Origin of the sequence: Spirillospora sp. NPDC048824 (genome assembly GCF_043198455.1) — a bacterium.
In the GTDB taxonomy this organism is placed as follows: Bacteria; Actinomycetota; Actinomycetes; order Streptosporangiales; family Streptosporangiaceae; genus Spirillospora.
Genome location: NZ_JBICUS010000001.1, coordinates 61381 through 83592, shown reverse-complemented (window position 1 = coordinate 83592; position 22212 = coordinate 61381). Strand labels below are relative to the sequence as shown.

The window sequence follows — 22212 nt, the reverse complement described above, 5'->3', positions numbered from 1 at the left end:
GCGCGCAGCCGGGCCGGTGGCCGTGGGGTGGGAGGTGGGACCGGGAGGTGGAGACCGGTAGGTGGGGACCGGTCAGTCTCCGAGCGGGCCGAACTCCTTGCGGGTGTCGATGACCTCGCCGGTCAGGTTCCAGCGCTCGCCCTTGAACTCCATCATCTGCATCGACTCGATCGGGAAGCCGTCATCGGGGCCCGTCTGCATCGTCACGCCGGGCAGCAGCATCGGCACCTCGACGTTGTTGAGGTTGCGCACCGAGTCGCGCAGGCCCTCGCGGGTCTTGCACTTGGCGGCCTCCATCGCCTTGTGGAAGCTGCTCGCCACCGCCCAGCCGTAGGCGTGGTACGGCACGGCGGGGTCGGCGCCCGGCTCGTACTGCTTCATCTTCGCCTTGTACAGCTTCATCTCCGCGTCGTCTTCCCACTGCGGGTCGTTCGGGTCCTTGTAGTACGTGGACGACACGACGCCCTGCACGTTCTTGAAGCCGACCGGCTTCAGCACCGTCACGGACGCGGCGACGTTGTTGAGGATGTGCAGCGGGTTCCAGTCGGTCATCTTGGCGTCGGCGGCCAGCGCCTGCGAGCCGAACTTCGGCGTGGTGACGTTGAGGAACACATCGGCGCCCGAGCCCGCCAGGTCCCGCATCTGCGCCTCGACGCTCGGGTCGGTGACCTCGTAGCTCTTCTCTTGGACGATCTTGATCTTGGTGCCCTCGATCGCCTTCTTGAACCCGCCCACCAGGTCCTCGCCGAAGTCGTCGTTCTGGAACAGGACCGCGACCTTGGCGTCCGGCTTCTCCTGCTTGAGGAACTGGGCGTACACCCGCCCCTCGGAGAGGTAGTTGGGCTGCCAGCCGCTCGTCCACTGGTGCTTGTCGTCGGCCCCCCACTTGGAGGCGCCGGTCGCCACGAAGACCTGCGGCACCTTCCGCTGGTTGGTGTAGTCCCACGTCGCCGTCGTCGACGGCGTGCCGAGGGTCTGGAACAGCGCGAACACCTGCTCCTGCTCGACCAGCCGGCGCGCCTCCTCGACGGCCTTCGGCGGCTGGTAGCCGTCGTCGCGGACGGTGAACTCCACCTTGCGGCCGTCGATGCCGCCCTTCTCGGCGTTGACGTAGTCGAAGTAGGCCTGGATGCCCTTCGGGATGGCGCCGTACGCGGAGGCCGGGCCGGACAGCGGATAGATGCCGCCGAGCTTGAGCGTGGAGTCGGTGATGCCGGTCGTCTGCTGCCCCTCGCACGCACCGCTCGCGGTGCCGCCGTCGTCGCCGTCGTCGCGTCCGCCGCAGGCCGCCGCGGTCGTCGCCGCCAGCAGCACGGCGGCCGACACCGCCGTACCCCGCATCAGCACCCCGCCGCCGTTGTTCGACCGGCCTCTTCCCATTGATCGACGCATGCCCTTACCCCTTCCGGAGGATCCTGTTAGAGCGGGTCTTGTTGAACCAGTGCGCGGCACGCCCGGCCAGCCCGGCGAGCCCGGTCGGGGCGACGTACATCACCGCGATGATCAGCAGCCCGAAGATGACCCCCGGTGCCGCCTTGTTGATGTCCTGGGAGAAGCTCGGCACGAACATCACGAACAGGCCGCCGAGCAGCGGCCCCCAGGTCGAGCCCAGTCCGCCGACCACGATGCCCGCCAGCAGCGTGATCGAGAGGTTGACGGTGAACGAGTCGGGTGAGACGAACCCGATCGTCCACGTGTAGAGGCAGCCCGCCGCGCCCGCGAACATGGCGCTCCACGCGAACGCGAGCCGCTTGTAGGAGGCGGGCTTCACGCCCATGACCTCCGCCGCCGTCTCGTTGTCGCGGACGGAGTGCAGCGCCCGGCCGACCCGCGAGCGCAGCAGCACGTGCACCGCCACGAACGCCACGATCGTCGCGGCCAGCGCCAGGAAGTACAGCCACTGGTCCGCGGCGAGGCCCGTCCACGCGGGCGGCGCCGGCTTCTCCATCGTCAGGCCCATGGATCCGCCGGTCACCGACTCGAACCGCTTGAGCAGCGGCACGATGAAGATCGCTATGGCGAGTGTGACCAGCGCCAGATACAGCCCGCGCAGCCGGGTCGCCGGCACCCCGAACGCCAGTCCGATCGCGAACGCCAGCGCGGCCGCGAGCGGCAGCGTCAGCGGGTACGGCAGATCCCAGTGGTACATCATGACGGCGGCCCCGTAGGCGCCGACCGCGAAGAACGCCCCGTGGCCGAGCGAGATCTGCCCGGCATGGCCGGTCAGCAGGTTCAGCCCGAGCAGCGCCACCGCGTAGACCATCACCATCGTGAACTGGAAAACCCGGAACGGGACCAGCTGGAACGGCGCCCACAGGGCCATCAGCAGCAGCACCCCGAGCGCGATCCACCGCCAGTTCCGCACGGTGAACGCCATCAGCCGCCCCCGCGGCGTCGTGGGCGCCGACCGCTCGTCCTTGGCGGACTCCGGTGTCTCCGCGTCCGCGCGGGTGGTCTCCGTGGCCTTCGCCGATGTCGCTTCCGTCGATTCGCTCATGCGCGTTCCACCGCCGCTCGTCCGAACAGGCCTTGGGGGCGCAGCAGCAGGACGCCGAGGATGACGGCCAGCGGAACGCCGATCTTCAGGTCGGAGCCGATCGCGTCCACGTACGACCCGGCGAGGGTCTCGGCCACGCCGACGATCAGGCCGCCGACCACGGCGCCCAGCGGGCTGTCGAAGCCGCCGAGGGTGGCCGCGGCGAACGCGTAGATCAGGACGCCGCCCATCATGTTGGGCTCCAGGAACAGCAGCGGTGCGACGAGGACTCCCGACACCGCTCCGACCAGGGCGGCCAGGCCCCAGCCGAGCGCCAGCGTCCAGCCGACCCGGATGCCGACCAGCCGGGCCGACTCGGGGTTGGTGGCCACCGCGCGCATTCCGAGGCCGACCTTCGTGTAGCGGAACAGCAGGTAGAGCAGTCCCATGACCCCGCCCACCACGGCGAACACGCCGAGCGTGGAGTAGCCGAGGCTGACCCCGCCGGCGCGGAACGCACCGTCCGGGAACGGGTTCGGGAAGTCCTTGATCAGGAACGACCAGATCCAGCCGGCCGCCGCGTTGACGAAGATGAACAGGCCGACGGTGACGATCACGAGGGTCAGCTCGGGGGCGCCCTCCACCGGCCGGATGATCACTCGTTCGATCAGCATGCCGCCGACGAACGAGATCGCGAGCGTGAGGATCAGTGCGAGCCAGAACGGGAGGCCGGCGTCGATGAACGTCCACGCGATGTACGTCGCGAACATGGCCAGCTCGCCCTGGGCGAAGTTCACGATCCCGGTGAACTGATAGATCAGCACGAGGGCGAGGGCCAGGCTCGCGTAGATCGCGCCGGCGCTCAGCCCCCCGATGACGGTCTGCAGGAAGTCGGCCATGGCTAGATCCGGTATCCGAGGTAGGACTGGGCGACCTGCTCGTCCGCCCGGATCTCCGCCGCCGAGCCCGACAGCACGATCCGGCCGCTCTCCAGCACGTGCGCCTGCCCGGCGATGCCCAGCGCCAGATGTGCGTTCTGTTCCACGACGACCACGGTGGTCCGCTCCTCCTGGTTGATCGATTGGACGATGCCGAACAGCTCCCTGGTCACCAGCGGGGCCAGGCCGAGCGACGGCTCGTCCAGCAGCAGCAGCCGGGGCCGCGACATCAGCGCCCGGCCGATCGCGAGCATCTGCTGCTCACCGCCGCTGAGGCTGCCCGCCGGCTGCTTGACCCGTTCCTTCAGTACGGGGAAGAAGCCGTACACGCGTTCCAGGTCGGCCTGGACGGCGCCCCGGTCCCGCCGCGCGTACGCGCCGAGCCGCAGGTTCTCCTCGACCGTCAGCGGCATGAACGTGCCGCGTCCCTCGGGGACGTGCGCCACGCCGCGGCGGGCGACGGTCTCCGGGGAACGCCCCGACAGCGCCGTCCCATCGAGCCGGACGGCGCCGCGGCCGCGGATCATCCCGCACAGCGCCCGCAGCAGGGTCGTCTTGCCGGCTCCGTTCGGCCCGAGGATCGCGCAGATCTCGCCCTTGCCGACCCGGAGGCTCACCCCGTGCAGCACCCGCACGTCGCCGTAGCCGGCATGGAGGTCGTCCACCACGAGGAAGTCCTGGTCGGTGCCCTCTGCGGCCGCCGTGGCGTTCGTCGCTTCCGTGGCTTCTGTAGCTTCTGTGGCCTCGCTCGGCTCGCTCATGCGGCTGTCCCCAGGTAGGCCTCGATGACGGCGGGATCGCGCTGGACCTCCTCGGGTGAGCCTTCGGCGATCTTCTTGCCGAAGTCCAGGCAGACCACCCGGTCGCAGGTGCCCATCACGAACCCCATGTGGTGCTCGACGACGATCACGGTGACGTCGAAGTCGTCGCGGATCGACTGGAGCCAGCCGGCGAACTCGTCGACCTCGCCGAGGCTGAGGCCGTTGACGGGCTCGTCCAGCAGCAGCAGCCGGGGGTGGGCGGCCAGGGCGCGGGCCAGCTCGACCCGTTTGAGGGTGCCGAACGGCAGCCCGGCGGCGGGATGGCCGGCGACCGCGGTCAGGTCCAGCCGTTCCAGCAGGTCGTCGGCCTCGCCGCGCAGCCTCCGCTCCTCGCTGCGGACGGACGGCAGCCGCAGGCTCGCGCTGACGAACCCGGCCCGGCCATGGTGATGTGCGCCGACCATGACGTTGTCCCGCACGGACATGCGGGGAAAGAGCCCCAGGTTCTGGAACGTGCGGGCGATCCCGAGCTCGGCGATCGCGTGGGGCGCGACGGCGAGCAGGTCCCGGTCGTCGTAGGTGACGGTGCCCCCGTCGGCGTTGTAGCGGCGGGTCAGGCAGTTGAACAGGGTCGTCTTGCCGGCGCCGTTCGGTCCGATCAAACCCACCATCTCGCCGCGCCGTACCTCGAAGCCGACACCCCCCAGGGCGGTGATGCCTCCGAAGCGAACGGTAAGATCGTGAACCTCCAGCATCCGGCCTCCTGTGCGGGGTGCGGCGGCGCCGCCTCGGGCGGTCGCCACAGAACGGTGTTCTGGAGCAGGGCCCTCACCGTAAAATCCGCCGCTCAGCGCGCACATTGGGCACGGGAACCCAAGATGTGACCTGGGTATTGTCCGTCCCGCACAGCGTGCGTCTCGGACGTGTCACGGACCGTTGACGCTGGAGAGATAGACGGCAATCATCCGGACATGTCCGCTGCACTCAGCACGGGAACGATCAGCGATACGGAGACACTCCGTACCGAACGCTCACGAATCCTCGCCGAACTGCTCCACGTCGTCGACGAGCTGGCGGACAAGGCCGTCGAGACCATGCGCGAGGAGATCCCCGCCTACAGCGCGAAGGGCGCCGACTTCTGCGCCGACGTACGCCAGCAGGTGGGCCGGCACTACCGCACCAAACTCGCCGTGCTCCTGGAGGAACGCACGGTCACCTTCGAGGACATCGCCTTCACGCGGCGCGCCTCGATGCGCCGCGCCCAGGCCGGATTCGCACTGGCCGACTACATCAACGCCTTCCGGGTCGGCCAGCAGGTCTTCTGGGAGGCGGTCGTCGAGCACGCGGGCCGGTCGTACGCCGGTCAGGAGGCGGCGCTGACGCTGGCGTCCCCGCTGATGCGGTACTGCGACTTCGCCAGCACGCACGCCGCCAACGCGTACGCGGAGTTCCAGCAGTACGCCGCGGCGGAGACCGTCCGGGAGAGCCGCGACCTGGTGGAGCTGCTGCTGGGCGGGGAGGCGCCCGCGCGCGGGCCGCAGCTCGCGACCGCGCACTCGCACGGCCTGAACCCCGACTCGCGCACCCCGCTGGTGGTGGTGGCGGCCGTCCTGGTGGGGGCGGAGGCCCAGGTGGACGCCCAGCACGCGGCGTGCGCGGCGATCGCCCGGACCGAGGTCAGCAAGCACCGCACGCTCTCGGTCGTGCGGCAGTCGGAGATCGTGGCGGTGCCGTCGCTCGGCCCCGGCGGCGACGTCGGGAAGCTGTGCGACCGGCTCCAGGCCGTCCAGGAGAACCTCCTCGCCGAGGGCATCGTCCTGGCGATGGGGATCAGCACCGTCGTCGAGGGCATGGCGCAGATCCCCCGCGCCTACCAGGAGGCGCGAAGCGTCCTGGACTACCTGCCCGAGGACGGCGGTGTGGCGGCGCTGCCGCGGATCTCGCCGTTCGACTACATGGCGCTGCGGGCCGACGACACCGCCCGGCACCTGGTCGATCCCCGGGTCGCGGAACTGCTGTCGGAGGACCGCATGCGCGGCGGGGTGCTGACCGCCACGATCCGGGCGTTCGCCGCCGCGGACCTGAACCTGCGCGCCGCGGCCGAACAGCTGCAGATCCACCACAACACCGCCCAGTACCGGCTCCGCCGCATCCAGGAGCGGACCGGCCGCAACCTCCGGCACTTCACCGATCTGGTCGATCTGCTGGTCGCCATCGCCCTCCAGGACGTGTTGCCACCCGCCACCAATTCCGGGCGGAAAAGACTGGTCTCCACGACCAATGAGACGGACGGGACCGCCGACGTACCGTCGGCGCATGAACCTCGCTGAGCGCCTCCGGACCGCCGCCGAACGGCTCGGTGCACGGACGGTTCTCACTCTGGACCGGGAGGGGCTCAGCTATCGCGCGCTGGACCTGCTGAGCGCGCGGACGGGTCTGCTGCTGCGAAGACGCGGGATCCGGCCCGGCGACCGGGTCGCCGTGATGCTCCCGAACGTCCCCGAGTTCGCCGTCGTCTACTACGGGGCCATGCGGATCGGTGCGGTGGTCGTCCCGCTCGATCCGCTGCTGAAGCGGCGGGAGATCGCCGCGTATCTCGACGACAGCGGGGCCCGGCTGGTGATCGCGTGGCACGCGTACGCGGAGACCGTCGAGGAGGGGACGGCGGACACGCGGACCGACTTCATGTTCGTGGTGCCGGGCGAGTTCCGCAGGCTGCTGCGCACGATGGCGCCCGAGCCCGACATCGTCCCGAGGGCCGCCGACGACACCGCCGTGATCCTCTACAGCGCCGGGACGACGGGGCGCGCCAAGGGGATCGAGCTCACCCACGGCAACCTCGCCGGCAACGCCGAGACGGTGGCGCGGATGCTCGCGCTCGGCGTGGACGACGTCGTCTTAGGCGCGCTCCCGCTGTATCACGCGTTCGGCCAGACGTGCGCGCTCAACGCCACGATCCACGCGGGCGGGCGGCTCACCCTGCTGCCGCGGTTCGACGCGGGCCGCGCGCTGGAGATCATCCGGCGGGACGGGGTGACGGTGTTCCACGGCGTCCCGGCCATGTACATCGCGCTGCTCGACCAGCCGGGCGTGTCCGACCTGTCGCTGCTGCGGATCTGCGTGTCCGGCGGCGCGGCGATGCCACTGGACGTGCTGCGCGTGTACGAGACGCGGTACGGCTGCCCGATCATCGAGGGCTACGGGCTGAGCGAGACCTCACCGCTGTCGGCGTCCAACCGGGGTGGCCCGGGCCGCCGGCAGGGGTCGATCGGGCAGCCGGTCCGCGAGGTGGAGATGCGGGTCGTCGGCGACGACGGCCGGGAGCTGCCGTGCGGCGAGATCGGAGAGATCATCGTGCGCGGGCCGAACGTGATGAAGGGCTACTGGAACAACCCGGAGGCCACCGCGGACGCGATCCGCGACGGCTGGTTCCACACCGGCGACCTTGGCCGGGTCGACGACGACGGGTTCTTCTTCCTGGTCGACCGGCGCCGCGACGTGATCATCCGGGCGGGCTACACGGTGTATCCGCGGGAGGTCGAGGAGGTCCTGTACGAGCATCCCGCGGTGCGCCAGGCCGCCGTCATCGGCTTCCCTCATCCCGAGGTCGGCGAGGAGATCGCGGCCGCCGTGGCACTGCGCGCCCCCGCGACCGCGGACGAGCTGCGCCTGTGGGTCAGGGAACGGGTGGCCGCGTACAAGTATCCGCGGCGCGTGTGGTTCGTGGACGAGATGCCGACCAGCCCCACCGGCAAGATCCTCAAGCGTGCCCTCGGGCCGTTCCCCGCGGCGGACACCGCGGCGGACACCGCGCCGCCGGACGACCACCCCGGCAGCCTCGCCCCGGCCAGGCGGCAGCACGACTAGTGGCCGCGCCCGCCGGTCGCTCCCGGCGGGCGGCGCACGGCCGGCCCCCGGAGCCGGTGCGGGGGCCTGGCCGGGCACGCTCACGCGGGACGCCCGGCCCGCGCCGGCCGCCGAGCACCCGGACGCCCCTGCCTGCGCAGCCGGTTCAGGACGTGGCGGGCGTCCGCCGCGACCCCGCGCAGCGTGGCGGAGGCGAACGAACGCTGCCACTCCAGCCCGACGTACCCGAGCCCGGAATGGGTGGTGGAGACACCGCCGTCGTGACGTGGCCGCCCGCCGGCGTCGAGCGCGCCGAGCCCGTCCAGGTACTCCACGCCCGGCCGGTACCCGGTCGCCAGCAGCACCACGTCCACCCGCTCCCGGGTCTGGTCGCTCCAGACGACCTGGTCGCCGTCCAGGCGTGTGAACATGGGGCGGCGGTCGGGATTCCCCTTGGCGATGGTGTCCCGGTAGGTGCCGGTGTCCATGACCGGGGTGCCCTTGCCCCCGGTCAGCAGCGGGCGCGCCCAGCCGGCGGTGTCGAGCCCGGTCCGGTGCAGCCAGAGGTGAATGTCCCGTCCCAGGACGCGTTGCGCCATGAAGCGCAGCGGGTGGCGGGTGGCCAGGGTGACCCGCGCGTGGGCGGCCAGCTCGATCGCGATCTGCACGGCCGAGTTCCCGCCGCCCACTATCACCACCCGCCGCCCGGCGAACGGTTCGGGCCGCCGGTACTCGGCCGAGTGCAGGACCGTGCCGGAGAAGGCGTCCAGCCCCGGCAGTTCCGGCCGGTGCGGGCGGCTGAACCCGCCCGTCGCCGCGATCACCAGCGACGCGGCGAAGACCTCGCCGTCCACCGTGACGGCCTCGAACCCGCCGGAGCCCGTGGCGCTCACCCGTTCGACGCGGTGACCGGTACGGATGTCGGCGTCCAGGCGGGACGCGTAGTCGGCGAGGTAGGCGACGACCTCGTCACGCGCGGGGTAGCCGTCGGGGTCGCCGGGGAAGGGCGCGCCGGGCAGGGCACTGCGCCGGGCCGGGGAGAACAGGGTGAGGCCGTCGTAGTACCGCGGCCATGACCCGGCCGGCCGGTCCGCGGCCTCCAGGACGACCGGGCGTCCCATGCCCAGCGCCTGGACGGTGTGCGCGGTGGCCAGACCGGCCTGGCCACCGCCGACGATGACGACCGGTGCGGTGCCGGTGGACGTGCCTGCGGATCCGTTGGTGGACCTGTTGGTGGACATGGCGCGAACATATCAACACTTCATGAAACAACAAAATGTTTGAGGATGCACGGGTGGCCGGTGTCGGCGCTGGAATCATCGCGTTCCTGCACCTGCTGGTCGGGGCGGGCAACGAGACGACCACCAACCTCGTCGGCAACGTCTGGTACTGGGCGTGGCGCCATCCGGCGCAGCGGGCCAAGGGGTTCCAGGGCCGCGTCGCCGACTGGGTCGAAGCCAGGACGCACAGCGGCTCGTCGAAATCGATCAGGCGGCGGGTCTCGCGGTGCGCCAGGATCCGCTCCGGGCGCCGCAGATCCTCCTCGACGACCGCGACGGTGCCGGGGTCGTCGGCCAGCAGCGCGCAGGCGTGGACGCAGACGTTCGGATCGTTGTCGACGTGGACCACGCGCGAGCCGGGCGCCTGCCGGTGAGCGATCTGGTGGACGTTGTCCATGGTGGGCAGGCCGGTGCCGACGTCGAGGAACTGGCGTATCCGGCCGCACACAGTGCGTGCGGCCGGATACGGCCTTCGGTGCTTCCGCCCGCCTCCGCGAGGCGAACCCCCGCCTCAGGGGGCCGGGACGGCGCTTGACTCGCTGTCCCGGTCCCGGGTCCGCCCGACGGTGAAGAATCCGATCAGCGCGGCGATCGCGGCGATGAGCTCACCCGCCAGGCTGATCGTCTTGTCCGCGTACCACGACGGGTCGTACATGCGCGGAATCGGACCGAGCTGCCCGAAGTCGACGAAGTAGTAGATCAGGACGGCGCCGGCGGCGCTAGCGGCGACCAGGAACGCTATCGCGTACGTCCACCTGCGCGCCCACACCAGGACGAGCACGGCCGCCACCGCGGCCGCGATCGCCTGGGCGTAGAACAGCGTGTCCCCTGGAATGGTGTCGCTCGGAGTGTTGGGTCCCGGCGCCATGCCAGGCGCGAAACGCCAGTGGATGATGGCGTCTGCCGCTAGTCCAGCGGCGACGAGTACTCGAAGAACAATGCCCATACCCATGGCACGGTCATACCCGCTCGCCGGATCAAATCCGCCGGACAAACTTCGTCCGGCCGGTTTCAGCCGTCCCGTTTTACCCCTGCCCGCCGCGCCTTGACGCGCAGGTAGCTCCAGTACAGGAGGGCGAACAGGATGATTCCGGACAGGATGAGGCCCGACCCGGTGCTCCACCCGCTGAGCGGCAGCCTCGGCTCAAGACCCCACAGCACACCCGCCCCGATCAGGGCCAGCCCCGTCAGCACCGACCCGGTGAGGCGCCACCACGAGGTGACGCTCTCCTCCGCCGCCTGGATCGCCCGCATCCGGACGGGTTCGACGAAGCGGTTCACCGACGGGAACTCGCGGGCGAGGATGAGCAGCCCGGCCAGCACCATCAGCATCCCCGGGCCGGGCAGGACGAGCAGCGAGACGCCGGCCAGCAGAACGGTCCCGCCGACGACGAGCATCACACCGCGTCTGGCGGACCTCCCGTATCCCATGCTCCCCCTCCGTCCGGCGGGACCACCGCCCGCACGGTCCCACGCTAACGGCGGCGGGGTGGGGTCCACGACCCTGGCCTGTCCGGGTCACCGGCCACGCCGGACCCGGTCGGGCCGGGCATCGGGCGGCCCTTGCCCGCAGAGAAAAAACCTTACTGATCCGTGAGTGTGTGCAGGCCACACGAGGTATCGGGTTTTTGGGCACACTTACGGTAAGCCAGATGTTCCTTGTGCAACGTGACCGCTCGATTGACGATGAGGTATGCCCTGAAATCGGACTTATCGGAAGGTGATTGATTGGTCTGCTGTTGCCAGTGAACCGGACTTCAGCATGCTCTTGATCGCCAGAGCCCGACGGCTTCCCCCTGCACTGACAGGCCGACCCCGTGAGAGCGGACACCATGACGCACGATCTACTGTCTCTGTCAACTCATGAGTTCCTCGCCGGCATCGACACGGTCGCCTCCAAGTTCGATTCAGCGACCTATCCGCAGGAGTACCTTTCCCCCGACGGCTGGGCGCTCCTTGTGAGAGCCGGGGTCCGGCTTCCGACTCTGCCCGAGGAGTACGGAGGCCGCGACGACCACGTCGAGATGTGCCGGATCGTCGAGACCACCTCCGAGTGGAACCTGGCGCTCGGCGTGTACGTGATCGTCAACACGGCACTGGCGCTCCTGCCCGTCGTGAAGTGGGCCGGGGACGAGGTCAAACAGGAGATGCTGCCGTTGTTCGCCGGCAGCGAGCCGCTGACGGCCGGGCTCGCCGCCACCGAACCGGGCGCCGGCTCGGCCCTGTCCGCCATGACGACCACTTTCGAGGAGGTCGACGGAGGCTACCGGATCCGCGGCCGCAAGCACTGGCAGGCTCTGAGTTCCTCCGCACACTGGTGGCTGGTCGTCGCGAAGCACGCACACCGCCGCGAGTACGGCTACTTCGTCGTCAGGCGCAACGAGGGATTCCGCACCGTCGAGCTGTTCGAGGCACTCGGATTGAAGCTGCTCGACTACGGAGTCAACGATATCGACGTGATCGTCCCCCGGCACCGGCGGATCGACGCCGAGGAAACCGGCCTGAACTCGGTGGACCTGTTCATGGGTTCCCGGGCGCTGCTGGCGGCGGCGGGAGCCGGATTCCTGCGCCGCATCAGCCGCGAGGCGCACGCGTACGCGGACGGCCGCCAGATAGGGCGGAAGCTGCAGTCGAAAATCGGGTTCGTGAACTACAGGCTCGCGGCCATCGACACCTCCGCCACCATCTGCGAGGCGCTCAGCCACTACGTGCAGACGGCACTGGACCTCAAGGCCGACATGACCCCCGCGTTCCCCGCCGTACAGGCCCTCAAAACCGTCGCCACCGAGAGGATGGTCAGCGCGGCACAGCACTACCAGCAGTTGACCGGCGGTGAAGGGTACCGCTGCGGATCGCCCACCAACATCGCCGGTCAGGCGTTCCTGGACTCACGGGTCTTCACCGTCTTCGACGGCAACAACGACATGCTCAGCCAGCAGCTCGCCGCGCACTGCCTGACCCGGCGGGCCGGCCGGCCGCTCAGCGGATTCCTGGCCGAATGGCCGCTCACGGCGGCCGGCGTCACGACGCTCCAGGCGGACCTGAGCTTCCTCGATCAGCGCCTGAGCCAGGAACATCAGGTCCTGGCCGGCCGCGCCATCGCCTACCTGTTCGCGATCACCCAGGTCGTCGGCTGGGCCGCTGAGACCGGCGCCGACCCCGCCAGGGTCCGGCACGCCATCGAGTTCCTCAGAAACGACATCGCCGGTGTCGCCGCGGAATTCCGCCTGCTGGCCACCGGCATCCTCGACACCAATGGCACGGCGCGGCCGGTCGGCGCCGGGTCCGGCAGCCCGTCCCCGTTCCCGATCCGACACGACCAGGGCGGCGGCGAAGCGGCGACCGCCGTCGGCTGACGACGTACCGGGCGACTAGCCCGGCAGGCCCTCGCGGCGGTGGATCCGGTCGACCAGGTCCGCCGCCCGCCGCTTCATGAGTTCCAGCCCGGCCTTGCCCCACGGGCGCGGTTCGCTGTCCACGACGCAGATCGTGCCGAGAACCGTGCCCGTGCGGTCGGTCAGCGGAGCTCCGGCGTAGCTGCGGACCATGAGCTTGTCGACGATCGGATTACCGGCGAAACGCGGATAGTCGAGAACGTCGTCGAGGATCAGCGCCTTGCGCCGGACGACGACATGCGGGCAGTAGCCCGCGTTAAGGGGAATCCTCGCCCCGAGGATTCCTCCCACGACGGCCGCGGCGGCCGGCGGTGTGTAGACACCGCCGATGAACTGATCGTCGCCGACCAGGTTCACGAAGGCCACCGGGGTGTTGTGGAGCCCAACGAGGTTCTGTGCGTCCACGGCGACTTCATGGGCGAACTCATCGAACTCGTGCTCCCGTGCCTGCCCCAGGCCGAGCTCCCGCAGCCGCGCCGCACGCTGGGACGCCTCATGGTCGGTCGGTATCAATGAACGGGCGGAGAGTTCGTATTCCTGGTCACTGGACTGATACGTCACGGGGACCTCCATGTATGGCTGGGTGTGCGATGGCGGAGCATGATCATTGCGGTTCTGCGTCAGACGGAGGCGGAGGAGGCGGCTGCGATAAGGTGCTGGATCAGGGCCCTCAGCGCCGAAATGGCCGAGAGGTGGTCCCGTGCGTCGCACAGCACGATCGGCACGCGCGGACCGAGTCCGAGGGCGGATCGCACCTCGTCGGGTCCGTAGCGGTATGCGTTGTCGAACTCGTTCACCGCGACGAGGAACTTGGTTCCCCGGTTCTCGAAGAAGTCGACGGCCTCGAAGCAGTCTTCCAGGCGGCGGGTGTCGGCGAGCACGATGGCGCCCAGCGCTCCGGCGGACAACTCGTCCCACAGGAACCAGAAACGCCGCTGCCCCGGAGTTCCGAACAGGTAGAGAACGATCCCGTGCTGTTCGAGCGTGATTCTGCCGAAGTCCAGCGCCACGGTCGTGGTCGACTTGCCCTCCACTCCTCCGAGGTTGTCGATTCCGACGCTGGCCGTGGTGATGAGTTCCTCGGTGCTCAGCGGCTCGATCTCGCTCACGGCACCGACGAACGTCGTCTTCCCGACGCCGAAACCACCCGCTATGAGAATCTTGACCTGGGTGCTGGGCACCTCAGACTCGCTGTAGGCCATCGAGCAGTTTCTCCAGAAGGGCTCGGTCGGTGGGGTCGGTCGCGGAATAAGCCGTTTGTAGCTCTATTGCCCTGCGCTCCACCAGATCGGAAAGGACGATCTTGGTGACGATCACGGGAAGCCGCAGATGCGCCGCGACCTCGGCGACCGAGGTCGGCGTGCGGCACACCTCAAGCGCCTTGCCGTGCTCCGGATCCATGGCCGGCGGAAGCGGGCCGGCCGCCACCACCAGGGACAGCAGGTCCAGGTCGACGGTCGGATGGGTGCGGCCGGCGGTCACCGTGTACGGGCGTATCAGCGGCCCGGCGTCCTCGTCGAGCCAGACCTCGTCGGAACCGGCCGTCATAGCGATCGATTTCCATTGACGGTCGATGCCGCCGACCGTGCCGCGGTGTGCAGGAAGGGTTGCACGGACTTGATCAGCCGGACCATCTCCAAACCGACGATGGCCGGGTCGGCCTCCGCCTTCGCCAGCACCGCCAGCACGGAATTGGAACCGGCCCACGAGATGAACAGCTGGCTGGATTTGAGCTCCGCCACCACCTGCCGTACCTCGTTGCTGTGGTCGAACTTCGTTCCGGCGCTGCGCGCTATGGAGAAGAGGCCCGACGCGAGCGCGGCGAACTGTTCCGCACTGGTGCGGTCGAAGCCATAGGCCGCCTTCAGCATGCCATCGGAGGACAGCAGCACGCTGCCGCGTATGAGCGGAACCTCCTCGCCCAGCCCCCGCAACAGCCAAGCAAGGTCCTGGGTCTGGTTCGGGGAGACAGCACTCAATGGACGCTCCTTATCATTCGTGATCCTCGTCAGTTCGGACCGTCGGGACCATCTGCAGCGGCGTCATTCTCCTGAGCACTGCGCAGGCCCTTCTGAAATGCCGCCATCAACCGGGGGTTCGGTTCGATCTCCTGCTCTTCCTCTTGGAGAGCGGGGGCCGTGGCCAGTTCGGGCACCAGGTGGGTCTGGGCCTGGCGTTGCGGCAACCGCGGCCGTTCACCGGGGGCGCCCGGAAGGCCCGGCCCGGTGCCGGAGTCCGGCACTCCGGCCGGGGAGCCGGACGGCTGCGCGGGCGTGGCCGGGCGCTCGTCGTGCGCGGGGACCGGTGGGTCGGGCAGCCGGGCATCGAGGACATGGGGGTCGCTGAACGTCAGACTCGGCCGGGCCTCGACGCCCTCCTCGAAGCCGGGGAGAGACGCCGGCTGCGAGGGTGAGGCCGCGGCGGGCACCGATGCGCTCAACACGGCCTGCGGCGGAGCCGGCCGGGGGGTCACCGCTTTCGTCTGGGACCGCACCTCGGCCTCCTCTGCGTCGCTGCCGTCCAGTTCCTTGGGCACGACGACGATGGCCTGTGTGCCGCCGTAGACATTGCCCTGGAGCTGCACGCGGGTCTTGTGGCGGCGAGCGAGCGCGGAGACCACGAGGAGTCCGATGCGCCCGTCCTTCAGCAGTTCGTCGGGGTCGGCCCGCTCGGGTTCGGCGAGCAGGGCGTTCAGCCGCCGCTGGTCCCCCCGCGGAATGCCGAGGCCGCGGTCCTCGACCTCGATGGCCAGGCCCGCGCTGACGTTCTCGACGCGGATGAGCACCTGCGTCTCCGGCGGGGAGAACTTGGTCGCGTTCTCGATGAGTTCGGCCAGCAGATGGACGACGTCCGCGACCGCACCGCCGTGCAGGTTCCCGTCGATGGGCGGCACCACCTTGACGCGGTGGTAGTGCTCCACCTCGGCGATGGCCGAGCGCAGCACCTCGTACACGGTCACCGGCTTGGTCCACTGGCGGCGCGACGGGGTGCCGCCGAGCACGGCGAGGCTCTCGGCCTGGCGGCGCAGGCGGGTGTTGAGGTGGTCTACCTTGAACAACCCTTTGAGGAGGTCCGGGTCCTCGACCTGGTTCTCCAGGGCGTCGAGGCCCTGGATGGCCCGGTGGGACAGCGACTGCATCCGCCGGGCGAGGTTGACGTAGACGCCGACCCGCTGGCCGACGTCGCCGGCGGGTTCGCGGCTCGCGACGTCGAGCATGGCGTTCCAGGCCGCGGCCTGGGCCCTTTGCAGCTCGTACGTGAGGAGCATGACGGCGTCGCCGGTGTCGGGGACGGGGAGGTCCTCGCTGCACGGTGCGGCCTTCTCACCGGTGCTGAGCCCCTCGGCCAGCCTCTGCAGGTCCCGCCGGCCGCGGGCTACCAGGAAACCCAGCTCGCCCAGCCGCCGCTGCAGGTGGACGGCCGATCGGGTGCGCTGCTGATGCACCCGGCGGGTCGCCGCCTCCGCCGCCGCGACGGCGGCTCCCAGGGTGATCGCGGCCCCTACGACCGCCATGGCGAGCAGCAGGCGCGTCTGGCGGCTCACGGCGTCTCCGTCGTACAGGACCGCCACGGCGGCGAGGCCGAGAAGTCCCACAATGGCGGCGGGAACCAAGGAAATGGTCAGGTGAAAGGCGCGTATGCCGCTCTGTCGACCACTGCTCTTCCGGCGTTCACCACGGGTCAGCGACCTGCCGGTTCGTCGGACGTCCTGGTGCTCGGCGCCGGCGGCAGGTTCGAAGAAGTCAGGCATCGGCGTCCTCGGTGCGTCGACAGCAAGATCACGATTCTGAGTGACGCGTACGCATACGTGTACAGCTCGTATCTAGGCTGACACAACGCCCCATCAAGGAAGTGCGGATTGCCGAAGTTCCGGCGGCCCATGGGCAGTATTTAGCAATCCGTCCGGAAATGTCCAAGTTTCGCCCTACTTGACGGCCATCGTCACCGGGCACCGCAAGCCGGTTCAACGAAAGGGACAGCTGCAAACGATGGAAAGGGCGGTCGGTGATGCGATACGGGGCGGCTGACGGGTGGTAGAACCGATCTCACGCACGGAACGGGGGATGACAGGGGGCGGCCCCGCCCCGGGGCGGGGGGCGGGGCCGCGGGCCGCGCGGGACCGGGCGACGGTCGCCCGCGCGGCAGATCTCAGTGTTTGGTCGCCTCTTCGGCACCCGCACCGGTGAGGGAGCGGACCTCGATCTCGGCGTACTTGGCCGCGTTGAACTCCTTACTGAGAACGGTGCCGATGAAGCCGGCCAGGAAGCCGAACGGAATGGAGATGATCCCCGGGTTGCTCAGCGGGAACCAGCTCCAGTCGGAGTCGGTGAACAGGGCCTTCTCGGAACCGGAGACGACCGGGGAGAAGGCGACCAGGAAGATCGCCGAGCCGAGACCGCCGTAGATCGCGGAGACGGCGCCCTGGGTGTTGAACCGCTTCCAGAACAGGCTGTAGAGGATCGCGGGCAGGTTTCCGGACGCGGCGACCGCGAAGGCCAGGGCGACGAGGAACGCCACGTTCAGGCGCTGGGCGAAGATGCCGAGGACGATCGCGACGGCGCCGATGACGAAGGCGGAGATGCGGGCGACGCGGACCTCTTCGCGCTCGGTGGCCTTGCCCTTGCGGAACACGTGGGCGTACAGGTCGTGGGCGAACGACGAGGACGACGCCAGGGTGAGACCGGACACGACCGCCAGGATCGTCGCGAACGCGACCGCCGCGATCACCGCCAGCAGGATCGTGCCGCCCGCGGAACCGAACACGAGTTCGCCGACGCGTTCGGCGAGTTGCGGTGCCGCGGTGTTGCCCGCCGCGTTCTCGGCGCGGATCTCGTCGCTGCCCACGAGGGCGGCGGCGCCGAAGCCGAGGACGAGGCTGAGCAGGTAGAAGGCGCCGATGATCCCGATGCCCCACATCACGGACTTGCGGGCGTCGCGGGCCGTCGGAACGGTGTAGAAGCGGATCAGGATGTGCGGCAGCCCGGCGGTGCCGAGGACGAGGGCCAGGCCGAGGCTGATCAGGTCGAGCTTGCCGGACAGGCCCTGCTCCTCGGTGCCGTACCGCAGGCCGGGCTCCAGGAACTTCCCGCCCTCGCCGCTCTGCGCCGCCGCGTCGTTCAGCAGGCTGGACAGGTTGAAGCCGAACTCGGCGAGGACCAGGATCGTCACGAGGGTCGCGCCCGTCATCAGCAGGCACGCCTTGACGATCTGGACCCAGGTGGTGCCCTTCATGCCGCCGAACACGACGTACACGATCATCAGGATGCCGACCATCGCGATCGTGGCGCCCTTGGCGAACTCGCTGGTGAAGCCGAACAGCAGGACGACCAGGGCGCCCGCGCCGACCATCTGCGCCAGCAGGTAGAAGATCGACACGACGATGGTGGAGACGCCGGCGGCGGTGCGGACGGGACGGGGGCTCATCCGGAACGCCAGCACGTCCGCCATCGTGAACCGGCCCGAGTTCCGCAGCAGTTCCGCGACGAGCAGCAGCGCCACGAGCCAGGCGACGAGGAACCCGATCGAGTACAGGAACCCGTCATAGCCGTAAAGCGCGATGAGCCCGGCGATGCCGAGGAAGGACGCGGCGGACATGTAGTCGCCGCCGATCGCGAGTCCGTTCTGCGCGCCGGAGAAGGAGCGGCCGCCCGCGTAGAAGTCGGTGGCGTCCTTGGTGTTCCGGCTGGCCCAGACGGTGATCGCCAGCGTGGCGGCGACGAAGGAGACGAACAGCAGGATCGACAGGGTTTCGTGGCTCATCGGGCCTCCTCCGCGGTCCCGGCGGTCTCGGCTTCGATGTCCGCGCGGATCTTGTCGGCGGCCGCGTCGAGGTTGCGCTCGGCGTGCCGCGAGTAAAGCCACGCGATGGCGAACGTCGACACGAACTGAAGCAGCCCGAAGTACAGGGCGATGTTGAACGGGCCGACTTCCTTGCCCATGAAGCCGCGCGCCCACCCGGACATCACGACGTAGAGCAGGTACCAGCTGAGGAATGCCGCGGTCATGGGAAATGCGAATCTACGGAATCTGCGCCGGAGATCCTGGAACTCCGTGGTGCTCTGGAACCGTTCATATACGGTGCCGGAGGCGTTCTTATCGACGGACACGACCGCCCCTCCTCTTTTGTGACGCCGGTCACGCGCCACGGTATGGACGAGGCCGGGAACGATCGAGGGGGCGGGCGCGGGGCTGCGTTCAGCTGCCGTTCATCGTCGCTGGTCTGCGAGCCCTGTCGGTGAACGGTTCGTTTGACGCGATGAACGGTCACACCCGTTTCGCCACGTCCCACGGTCGACAGCGAGCGACTCCGGCGTGTGCAGGCGCACGGTCACACCCGTTTCGGTCGCCACGTCCCGCGGTCCACGGCCAGCGACTCCGGCGCGTGCAGGCGCACGGTCACACCCGTTTCGGTCGCCACGTCCCGCGGTCGACAGCGAGCGACTCCGGTGTATGCAGGCGCACCATCATGCGCGCGACGCCGGGCGGTACCCGTCCCGGCGTGCACCACGACACGACGATCATGGTGGCGAACGCGACCGGGACCGTCCAGGCCGCGGGTTCGGCGAGCAGCGCGCCGATGAACCCGCCCGGCGGCCCCGCCGCGATCGTCACGATCACCGCGGTGCCGGCGAGGACGCCGCCGGCGGTGAGGCCGGCGAGCGCGCCCGGCACGGTCAGTTTCCGCCACCAGACGCCGAGGACCAGCAGCGGGCAGAACGTGGACGCGGCGACGGCGAACGCCAGCCCGACGACGTCGGCGACGGGGAGCGAACGGGCCGTGATCGCCAGCGTGAGGGGGACGACGAGTGCGAGCAGCGTGCCGGCGCGGAACGAGCGCACCCCGCCGCGCAGGATGTCCTGCGCGATCACCCCGGCGACGGACACGGTGATCCCGGACGAGGTGGACAGGAACGCCGCGACCGCGCCGCCGGTCACCAGCGCGCCGAGGAGGTCTCCGCCGGTGCCGCCGATGAGCCGCCCGGGGAGGGTGAGGACGACGGCGTCGGCGCGTCCCGTCATCAGCAGTTCGGGGGTGTAGAGGCGTCCGAGCGCCCCGTACAGGGCGGGCAGCAGGTAGAAGGCGCCGAGCAGGGACAGCACCATCACGGTCGTGCGGCGCGCGGCCCGCCCGTCGGGGTTGGTGTAGAAGCGCACGAGGACGTGCGGGAGCCCCATCGTCCCGAGGAACGTGGCGAGGATCAGCGAGTACGTGGCGTAGAGGGAGTGGGGGCGGCCGTCCAGCGGCATCGCCCACTCGTGGTCGGTGGTGACGGGCCGGTCGCTCACGTGGGGCACGTCGGCGCCGGCGGGGAACGTGACGGACGTGTTCTGCGCGATGTGATGCGGGCCGGGGTTCAGGGTGAGCGGGGCCGCGTCGTAGGGCCGCCCGTCCACCCGCCCGTCCACGACGACCTGGATGGGGGTCGTGACGTCGACGGTGACGGCGAGGCCGACGGAGACGGTGGTGCGGTCGGCGAACTGCGGCGGCGTGTCCCCCGACAGGCCGGGCGCGCCGTCGTACCGCCAGGCCAGCAGCAGGAAGATCAGCGGGACGGCGAGCGCCGTGAGCTTCATCCAGTACTGGAACGCCTGGACGAGGGTGACGCTGCGCATGCCGCCGACGAGGACGTTGACGGCGACGACGACGGCGACGAGGACGCCGCCCGTCCACACCGGCCAGCCCGTCACCGTCCGCAGCACCAGCCCGGCGCTCTGGAACTGGGGCAGCAGGTACAGCCAGCTGATCAGCACGACGAGGATGCTGGCGACGCGGCGCACCGACATGGACTCCAGCCGCGCCTCGGCGAAGTCCGGCAGCGTGTACGCGCCGGAGCGGCGCAGCGGCGCCGACACCAGGACGAGCAGGACGAGGTAGCCGCCCGTCCAGCCGACGGGCAGCCACAGCATGTCGGCGCCGTAGGCGAGGATGAGCCCGGCGATGCCGAGGAACGACGCGGCGGACAGGTATTCGCCGCCGATCGCGGACGCGTTGCGCAGCGGCGTGACCGTGCGGGACGCCACATAGAAGTCGGAGGTGGTGCGGGAGATGCGCCCGAGCACGCCGATGAGGATGGTGGCGACGACGACCAGCAGGACCCCGGCGAGTCCGTAGGCGGCGTTCATGGCCGGCCGGCGGACGCGTCACGGGAGTCCGGCACGTCACCCGCGGCCGGCACGTCACCGGCGGCGGGCGTGTCACCGGCGGCGGGCACGTCAGCGGCGGCGGGCGTGTCGTTGAGGGCCGGGGTCCGGTCGACCAGTTCGGCGAAGTCGTCCTCGTTGCGTTCGGCCTGCCGGACGTACCACCAGCCGCAGGCCACGAACCACGGGTAGATCAGCCCGCCGAGCACCACCCACGGCAGCGGCAGGCCGAGCAGTTCCTGTTCGCGCACTTCGGGGGCCAGGACGAACAGCAGCGGCAGCCCGATCACCACGGCGGCCAGCACCAGGCACAGCCTGAGCGCGAGCCGGAGCTGGGTGCGCAGCAGCGAGCGCATGTACGCCTCGCCGAGACCGGTCTGCTCGTCGATCTCCAGGGTGACGGGGTAGCGGGGCCGGCGGACGGCGCGGGTCCGCGGCCCGGTCACCAGGACCCGGCCGGGCGCCATCGCGGTCGGCCGCTCGCCCGGACCCGGCCCATTCGGAGCGGGCCCGGCGGGAGGCGGCTCGCCTGGGGCGGGCTCGCCGGGGCTCAGGGGGATCGCCTCGCCCTGCGCACGAGCAGGTCGCGCAGCTCACGCACGTGCCTGCGGCTCACCGGCAGCTCCGCGTCGCCGACCAGGACGGTGCAGCGCCCCGAGTCCAGCCGCAGCTCCTTGATCGCCGACAGCGCGACCAGGTGGCTGCGGTGCACCCGGACGAACCCGGCGCCGGTCCAGCGTTCGCTCAGCGCGGCCAGCGGGATGCGCACCAGATGGCTTCCGGTGGACGTGTGCAGCCGCGCGTAGTCGCCCTGCGCCTCGACGTAGAGAACCTCGGCGGGGGTGACGAACCGGGTGACCCCGCCCAGCTCGACGGGCATCGGCTCCGGCTCGGCCGGGTCCGCGGCCTCGTCGTCGTCCTCGTCGGTGGCCTCGGTCACGCGCCTGATGGCCTCGTTCAGCCGCTCGGGCCGGACCGGCTTGAGGATGTAGTCCGTCGCCTTGATCTCGAACGCGTCGACGGCGTGGCCCTCGTAGGCGGTGACGAAGACGATCTTCGGCGCGCGGGCGAACTGCGCCAGCAACCGGCCGAGGACGGTGCCGTCCAGGCCGGGCATCCGGATGTCGAGGAAGACCGCGGCGATGGGACGTCCCTCGGCGAGGGCCCGGTCGAGTTTGCGGAGCGCGGCGGCGCCGTCCCGGGCGGTGTGGATCTCGCCGATCCGCGGGTGGGCGCTCAGCAGGTGCACGAGGTCGTCCAGCGCGGGCGCCTCGTCGTCCACGGCCAGGACACGTAGGCCCACGACACCGTCCCTTCCCACGTAGCACGGACATTCCAGTCAATGCACGCCCGAGAGTCAAGAGCTCAGGACGC

The 22212-nt window shown here is 70.1% G+C and carries 21 protein-coding genes and 1 pseudogene; 3 read left to right on the top strand and 19 right to left on the bottom strand.

Annotated elements, in window-relative coordinates; all coding sequences use genetic code 11:
• Positions 1-72 precede the first annotated feature (72 nt).
• The 5 genes from ACGFIS_RS00375 to ACGFIS_RS00355 are packed head-to-tail and all read right to left on the bottom strand — an operon-like array spanning position 73 to position 4930.
• A complete protein-coding gene (locus ACGFIS_RS00375) occupies positions 73-1392 on the bottom strand; it encodes an ABC transporter substrate-binding protein (protein ID WP_392910209.1) in 1320 nt (439 codons plus the stop codon).
• 4 nt (positions 1393-1396) lie between these two features.
• Positions 1397-2497, bottom strand: coding sequence for a branched-chain amino acid ABC transporter permease (locus ACGFIS_RS00370; RefSeq protein WP_392968741.1), 1101 nt, complete (start codon positions 2495-2497; stop codon positions 1397-1399).
• Complete coding sequence (locus tag ACGFIS_RS00365) at positions 2494-3375, bottom strand: branched-chain amino acid ABC transporter permease (protein WP_392910205.1); 882 nt, start codon at positions 3373-3375, stop codon at positions 2494-2496. The genes ACGFIS_RS00370 and ACGFIS_RS00365 overlap by 4 nt, the downstream gene beginning before the upstream one ends.
• Before the next feature lie 2 nt (positions 3376-3377).
• Positions 3378-4175: an ABC transporter ATP-binding protein gene (locus ACGFIS_RS00360; protein ID WP_392910202.1), complete on the bottom strand. Its 798-nt coding sequence runs from the start codon at positions 4173-4175 to the stop codon at positions 3378-3380.
• Complete coding sequence (locus tag ACGFIS_RS00355) at positions 4172-4930, bottom strand: ABC transporter ATP-binding protein (protein WP_392910200.1); 759 nt, start codon at positions 4928-4930, stop codon at positions 4172-4174. Before ACGFIS_RS00355 ends, ACGFIS_RS00360 begins: the two co-directional genes overlap by 4 nt.
• Positions 4931-5146: 216 nt before the next feature.
• Between ACGFIS_RS00355 and ACGFIS_RS00350 the strand changes: the two genes are divergently transcribed.
• Positions 5147-6505: a PucR family transcriptional regulator gene (locus tag ACGFIS_RS00350; protein ID WP_392968738.1), complete on the top strand. Its 1359-nt coding sequence runs from the start codon at positions 5147-5149 to the stop codon at positions 6503-6505.
• Positions 6492-8042, top strand: coding sequence for a long-chain fatty acid--CoA ligase (locus ACGFIS_RS00345; RefSeq protein ID WP_392968735.1), 1551 nt, complete (start codon positions 6492-6494; stop codon positions 8040-8042). The genes ACGFIS_RS00350 and ACGFIS_RS00345 overlap by 14 nt, the downstream gene beginning before the upstream one ends.
• 80 nt (positions 8043-8122) lie before the next feature.
• Here ACGFIS_RS00345 and ACGFIS_RS00340 read toward each other — a convergent pair whose 3' ends face one another.
• The 4 genes and pseudogenes from ACGFIS_RS00340 to ACGFIS_RS00325 form a co-directional block, all read right to left on the bottom strand.
• Positions 8123-9262: a flavin-containing monooxygenase gene (locus tag ACGFIS_RS00340; RefSeq protein WP_392968732.1), complete on the bottom strand. Its 1140-nt coding sequence runs from the start codon at positions 9260-9262 to the stop codon at positions 8123-8125.
• A gap of 274 nt (positions 9263-9536) precedes the next feature.
• A pseudogene (locus ACGFIS_RS00335) lies at positions 9537-9698 on the bottom strand (SAM-dependent methyltransferase); the annotation flags it as partial.
• Positions 9699-9812: 114 nt separating this feature from the next.
• Positions 9813-10169: a hypothetical protein gene (locus tag ACGFIS_RS00330; RefSeq protein ID WP_392910193.1), complete on the bottom strand. Its 357-nt coding sequence runs from the start codon at positions 10167-10169 to the stop codon at positions 9813-9815.
• Positions 10170-10312: 143 nt separating this feature from the next.
• Complete coding sequence (locus tag ACGFIS_RS00325) at positions 10313-10732, bottom strand: PGPGW domain-containing protein (protein WP_392968729.1); 420 nt, start codon at positions 10730-10732, stop codon at positions 10313-10315.
• Positions 10733-11133: 401 nt separating this feature from the next.
• Here ACGFIS_RS00325 and ACGFIS_RS00320 point away from each other — a divergent pair, with 401 nt between their 5' ends.
• Positions 11134-12657, top strand: coding sequence for an acyl-CoA dehydrogenase family protein (locus ACGFIS_RS00320; protein WP_392968726.1), 1524 nt, complete (start codon positions 11134-11136; stop codon positions 12655-12657).
• A 15-nt stretch (positions 12658-12672) separates the two neighbouring features.
• Here ACGFIS_RS00320 and ACGFIS_RS00315 read toward each other — a convergent pair whose 3' ends face one another.
• The 10 genes from ACGFIS_RS00315 to ACGFIS_RS00270 form a co-directional block, all read right to left on the bottom strand.
• On the bottom strand, positions 12673-13257 hold the full coding sequence (locus ACGFIS_RS00315) for a GAF domain-containing protein (protein ID WP_392910188.1): 585 nt from the start codon (positions 13255-13257) through the stop codon (positions 12673-12675).
• A gap of 59 nt (positions 13258-13316) precedes the next feature.
• On the bottom strand, positions 13317-13898 hold the full coding sequence (locus ACGFIS_RS00310; RefSeq protein ID WP_392910186.1) for an ATP/GTP-binding protein: 582 nt from the start codon (positions 13896-13898) through the stop codon (positions 13317-13319).
• A complete protein-coding gene (locus ACGFIS_RS00305) occupies positions 13879-14244 on the bottom strand; it encodes a DUF742 domain-containing protein (protein WP_392910184.1) in 366 nt (121 codons plus the stop codon). The genes ACGFIS_RS00310 and ACGFIS_RS00305 overlap by 20 nt, the downstream gene beginning before the upstream one ends.
• Positions 14241-14675 carry a roadblock/LC7 domain-containing protein gene (locus ACGFIS_RS00300; protein ID WP_392910181.1) on the bottom strand — a complete coding sequence of 145 codons (435 nt, stop codon included), beginning with the start codon at positions 14673-14675 and terminating at the stop codon, positions 14241-14243. The genes ACGFIS_RS00305 and ACGFIS_RS00300 overlap by 4 nt, the downstream gene beginning before the upstream one ends.
• A 29-nt stretch (positions 14676-14704) precedes the next feature.
• Positions 14705-16240 carry an ATP-binding protein gene (locus tag ACGFIS_RS00295; RefSeq protein ID WP_392910179.1) on the bottom strand — a complete coding sequence of 512 codons (1536 nt, stop codon included), beginning with the start codon at positions 16238-16240 and terminating at the stop codon, positions 14705-14707.
• A gap of 605 nt (positions 16241-16845) precedes the next feature.
• Positions 16846-18456, bottom strand: coding sequence for a cation acetate symporter (locus ACGFIS_RS00290; RefSeq protein WP_392910176.1), 1611 nt, complete (start codon positions 18454-18456; stop codon positions 16846-16848).
• Positions 18453-18803, bottom strand: coding sequence for a DUF485 domain-containing protein (locus ACGFIS_RS00285; protein ID WP_392910174.1), 351 nt, complete (start codon positions 18801-18803; stop codon positions 18453-18455). The genes ACGFIS_RS00290 and ACGFIS_RS00285 overlap by 4 nt, the downstream gene beginning before the upstream one ends.
• Positions 18804-19092: 289 nt before the next feature.
• Positions 19093-20820, bottom strand: coding sequence for a cation acetate symporter (locus ACGFIS_RS00280; RefSeq protein ID WP_392968724.1), 1728 nt, complete (start codon positions 20818-20820; stop codon positions 19093-19095).
• Complete coding sequence (locus ACGFIS_RS00275; RefSeq protein ID WP_392968721.1) at positions 20817-21305, bottom strand: hypothetical protein; 489 nt, start codon at positions 21303-21305, stop codon at positions 20817-20819. The genes ACGFIS_RS00280 and ACGFIS_RS00275 overlap by 4 nt, the downstream gene beginning before the upstream one ends.
• 83 nt (positions 21306-21388) lie before the next feature.
• Positions 21389-22141 (bottom strand): LytR/AlgR family response regulator transcription factor, encoded by a 753-nt coding sequence (locus ACGFIS_RS00270; RefSeq protein ID WP_392968718.1) that lies wholly within the window; start codon positions 22139-22141, stop codon positions 21389-21391.
• Positions 22142-22212 lie beyond the last annotated feature (71 nt).

Excerpts from the sequence above, each read along its gene's own strand:
- ACGFIS_RS00375 (WP_392910209.1), bottom strand. The coding sequence starts at position 1,392 with ATGCGTCGATCAATGGGAAGAGGCCGGTCGAACAACGGCGGCGGGGTG.
- ACGFIS_RS00370 (WP_392968741.1), bottom strand. The coding sequence starts at position 2,497 with ATGAGCGAATCGACGGAAGCGACATCGGCGAAGGCCACGGAGACCACC.
- ACGFIS_RS00365 (WP_392910205.1), bottom strand. The coding sequence starts at position 3,375 with ATGGCCGACTTCCTGCAGACCGTCATCGGGGGGCTGAGCGCCGGCGCG.
- ACGFIS_RS00360 (WP_392910202.1), bottom strand. The coding sequence starts at position 4,175 with ATGAGCGAGCCGAGCGAGGCCACAGAAGCTACAGAAGCCACGGAAGCG.
- ACGFIS_RS00355 (WP_392910200.1), bottom strand. The coding sequence starts at position 4,930 with ATGCTGGAGGTTCACGATCTTACCGTTCGCTTCGGAGGCATCACCGCC.
- ACGFIS_RS00350 (WP_392968738.1), top strand. The coding sequence starts at position 5,147 with ATGTCCGCTGCACTCAGCACGGGAACGATCAGCGATACGGAGACACTC.
- ACGFIS_RS00345 (WP_392968735.1), top strand. The coding sequence starts at position 6,492 with ATGAACCTCGCTGAGCGCCTCCGGACCGCCGCCGAACGGCTCGGTGCA.
- ACGFIS_RS00340 (WP_392968732.1), bottom strand. The coding sequence starts at position 9,262 with ATGTCCACCAACAGGTCCACCAACGGATCCGCAGGCACGTCCACCGGC.
- ACGFIS_RS00330 (WP_392910193.1), bottom strand. The coding sequence starts at position 10,169 with ATGGCGCCGGGACCCAACACTCCGAGCGACACCATTCCAGGGGACACG.
- ACGFIS_RS00325 (WP_392968729.1), bottom strand. The coding sequence starts at position 10,732 with ATGGGATACGGGAGGTCCGCCAGACGCGGTGTGATGCTCGTCGTCGGC.
- ACGFIS_RS00320 (WP_392968726.1), top strand. The coding sequence starts at position 11,134 with ATGACGCACGATCTACTGTCTCTGTCAACTCATGAGTTCCTCGCCGGC.
- ACGFIS_RS00310 (WP_392910186.1), bottom strand. The coding sequence starts at position 13,898 with ATGGCCTACAGCGAGTCTGAGGTGCCCAGCACCCAGGTCAAGATTCTC.
- ACGFIS_RS00305 (WP_392910184.1), bottom strand. The coding sequence starts at position 14,244 with ATGACGGCCGGTTCCGACGAGGTCTGGCTCGACGAGGACGCCGGGCCG.
- ACGFIS_RS00290 (WP_392910176.1), bottom strand. The coding sequence starts at position 18,456 with ATGAGCCACGAAACCCTGTCGATCCTGCTGTTCGTCTCCTTCGTCGCC.
- ACGFIS_RS00280 (WP_392968724.1), bottom strand. The coding sequence starts at position 20,820 with ATGAACGCCGCCTACGGACTCGCCGGGGTCCTGCTGGTCGTCGTCGCC.
- ACGFIS_RS00275 (WP_392968721.1), bottom strand. The coding sequence starts at position 21,305 with ATGGCGCCCGGCCGGGTCCTGGTGACCGGGCCGCGGACCCGCGCCGTC.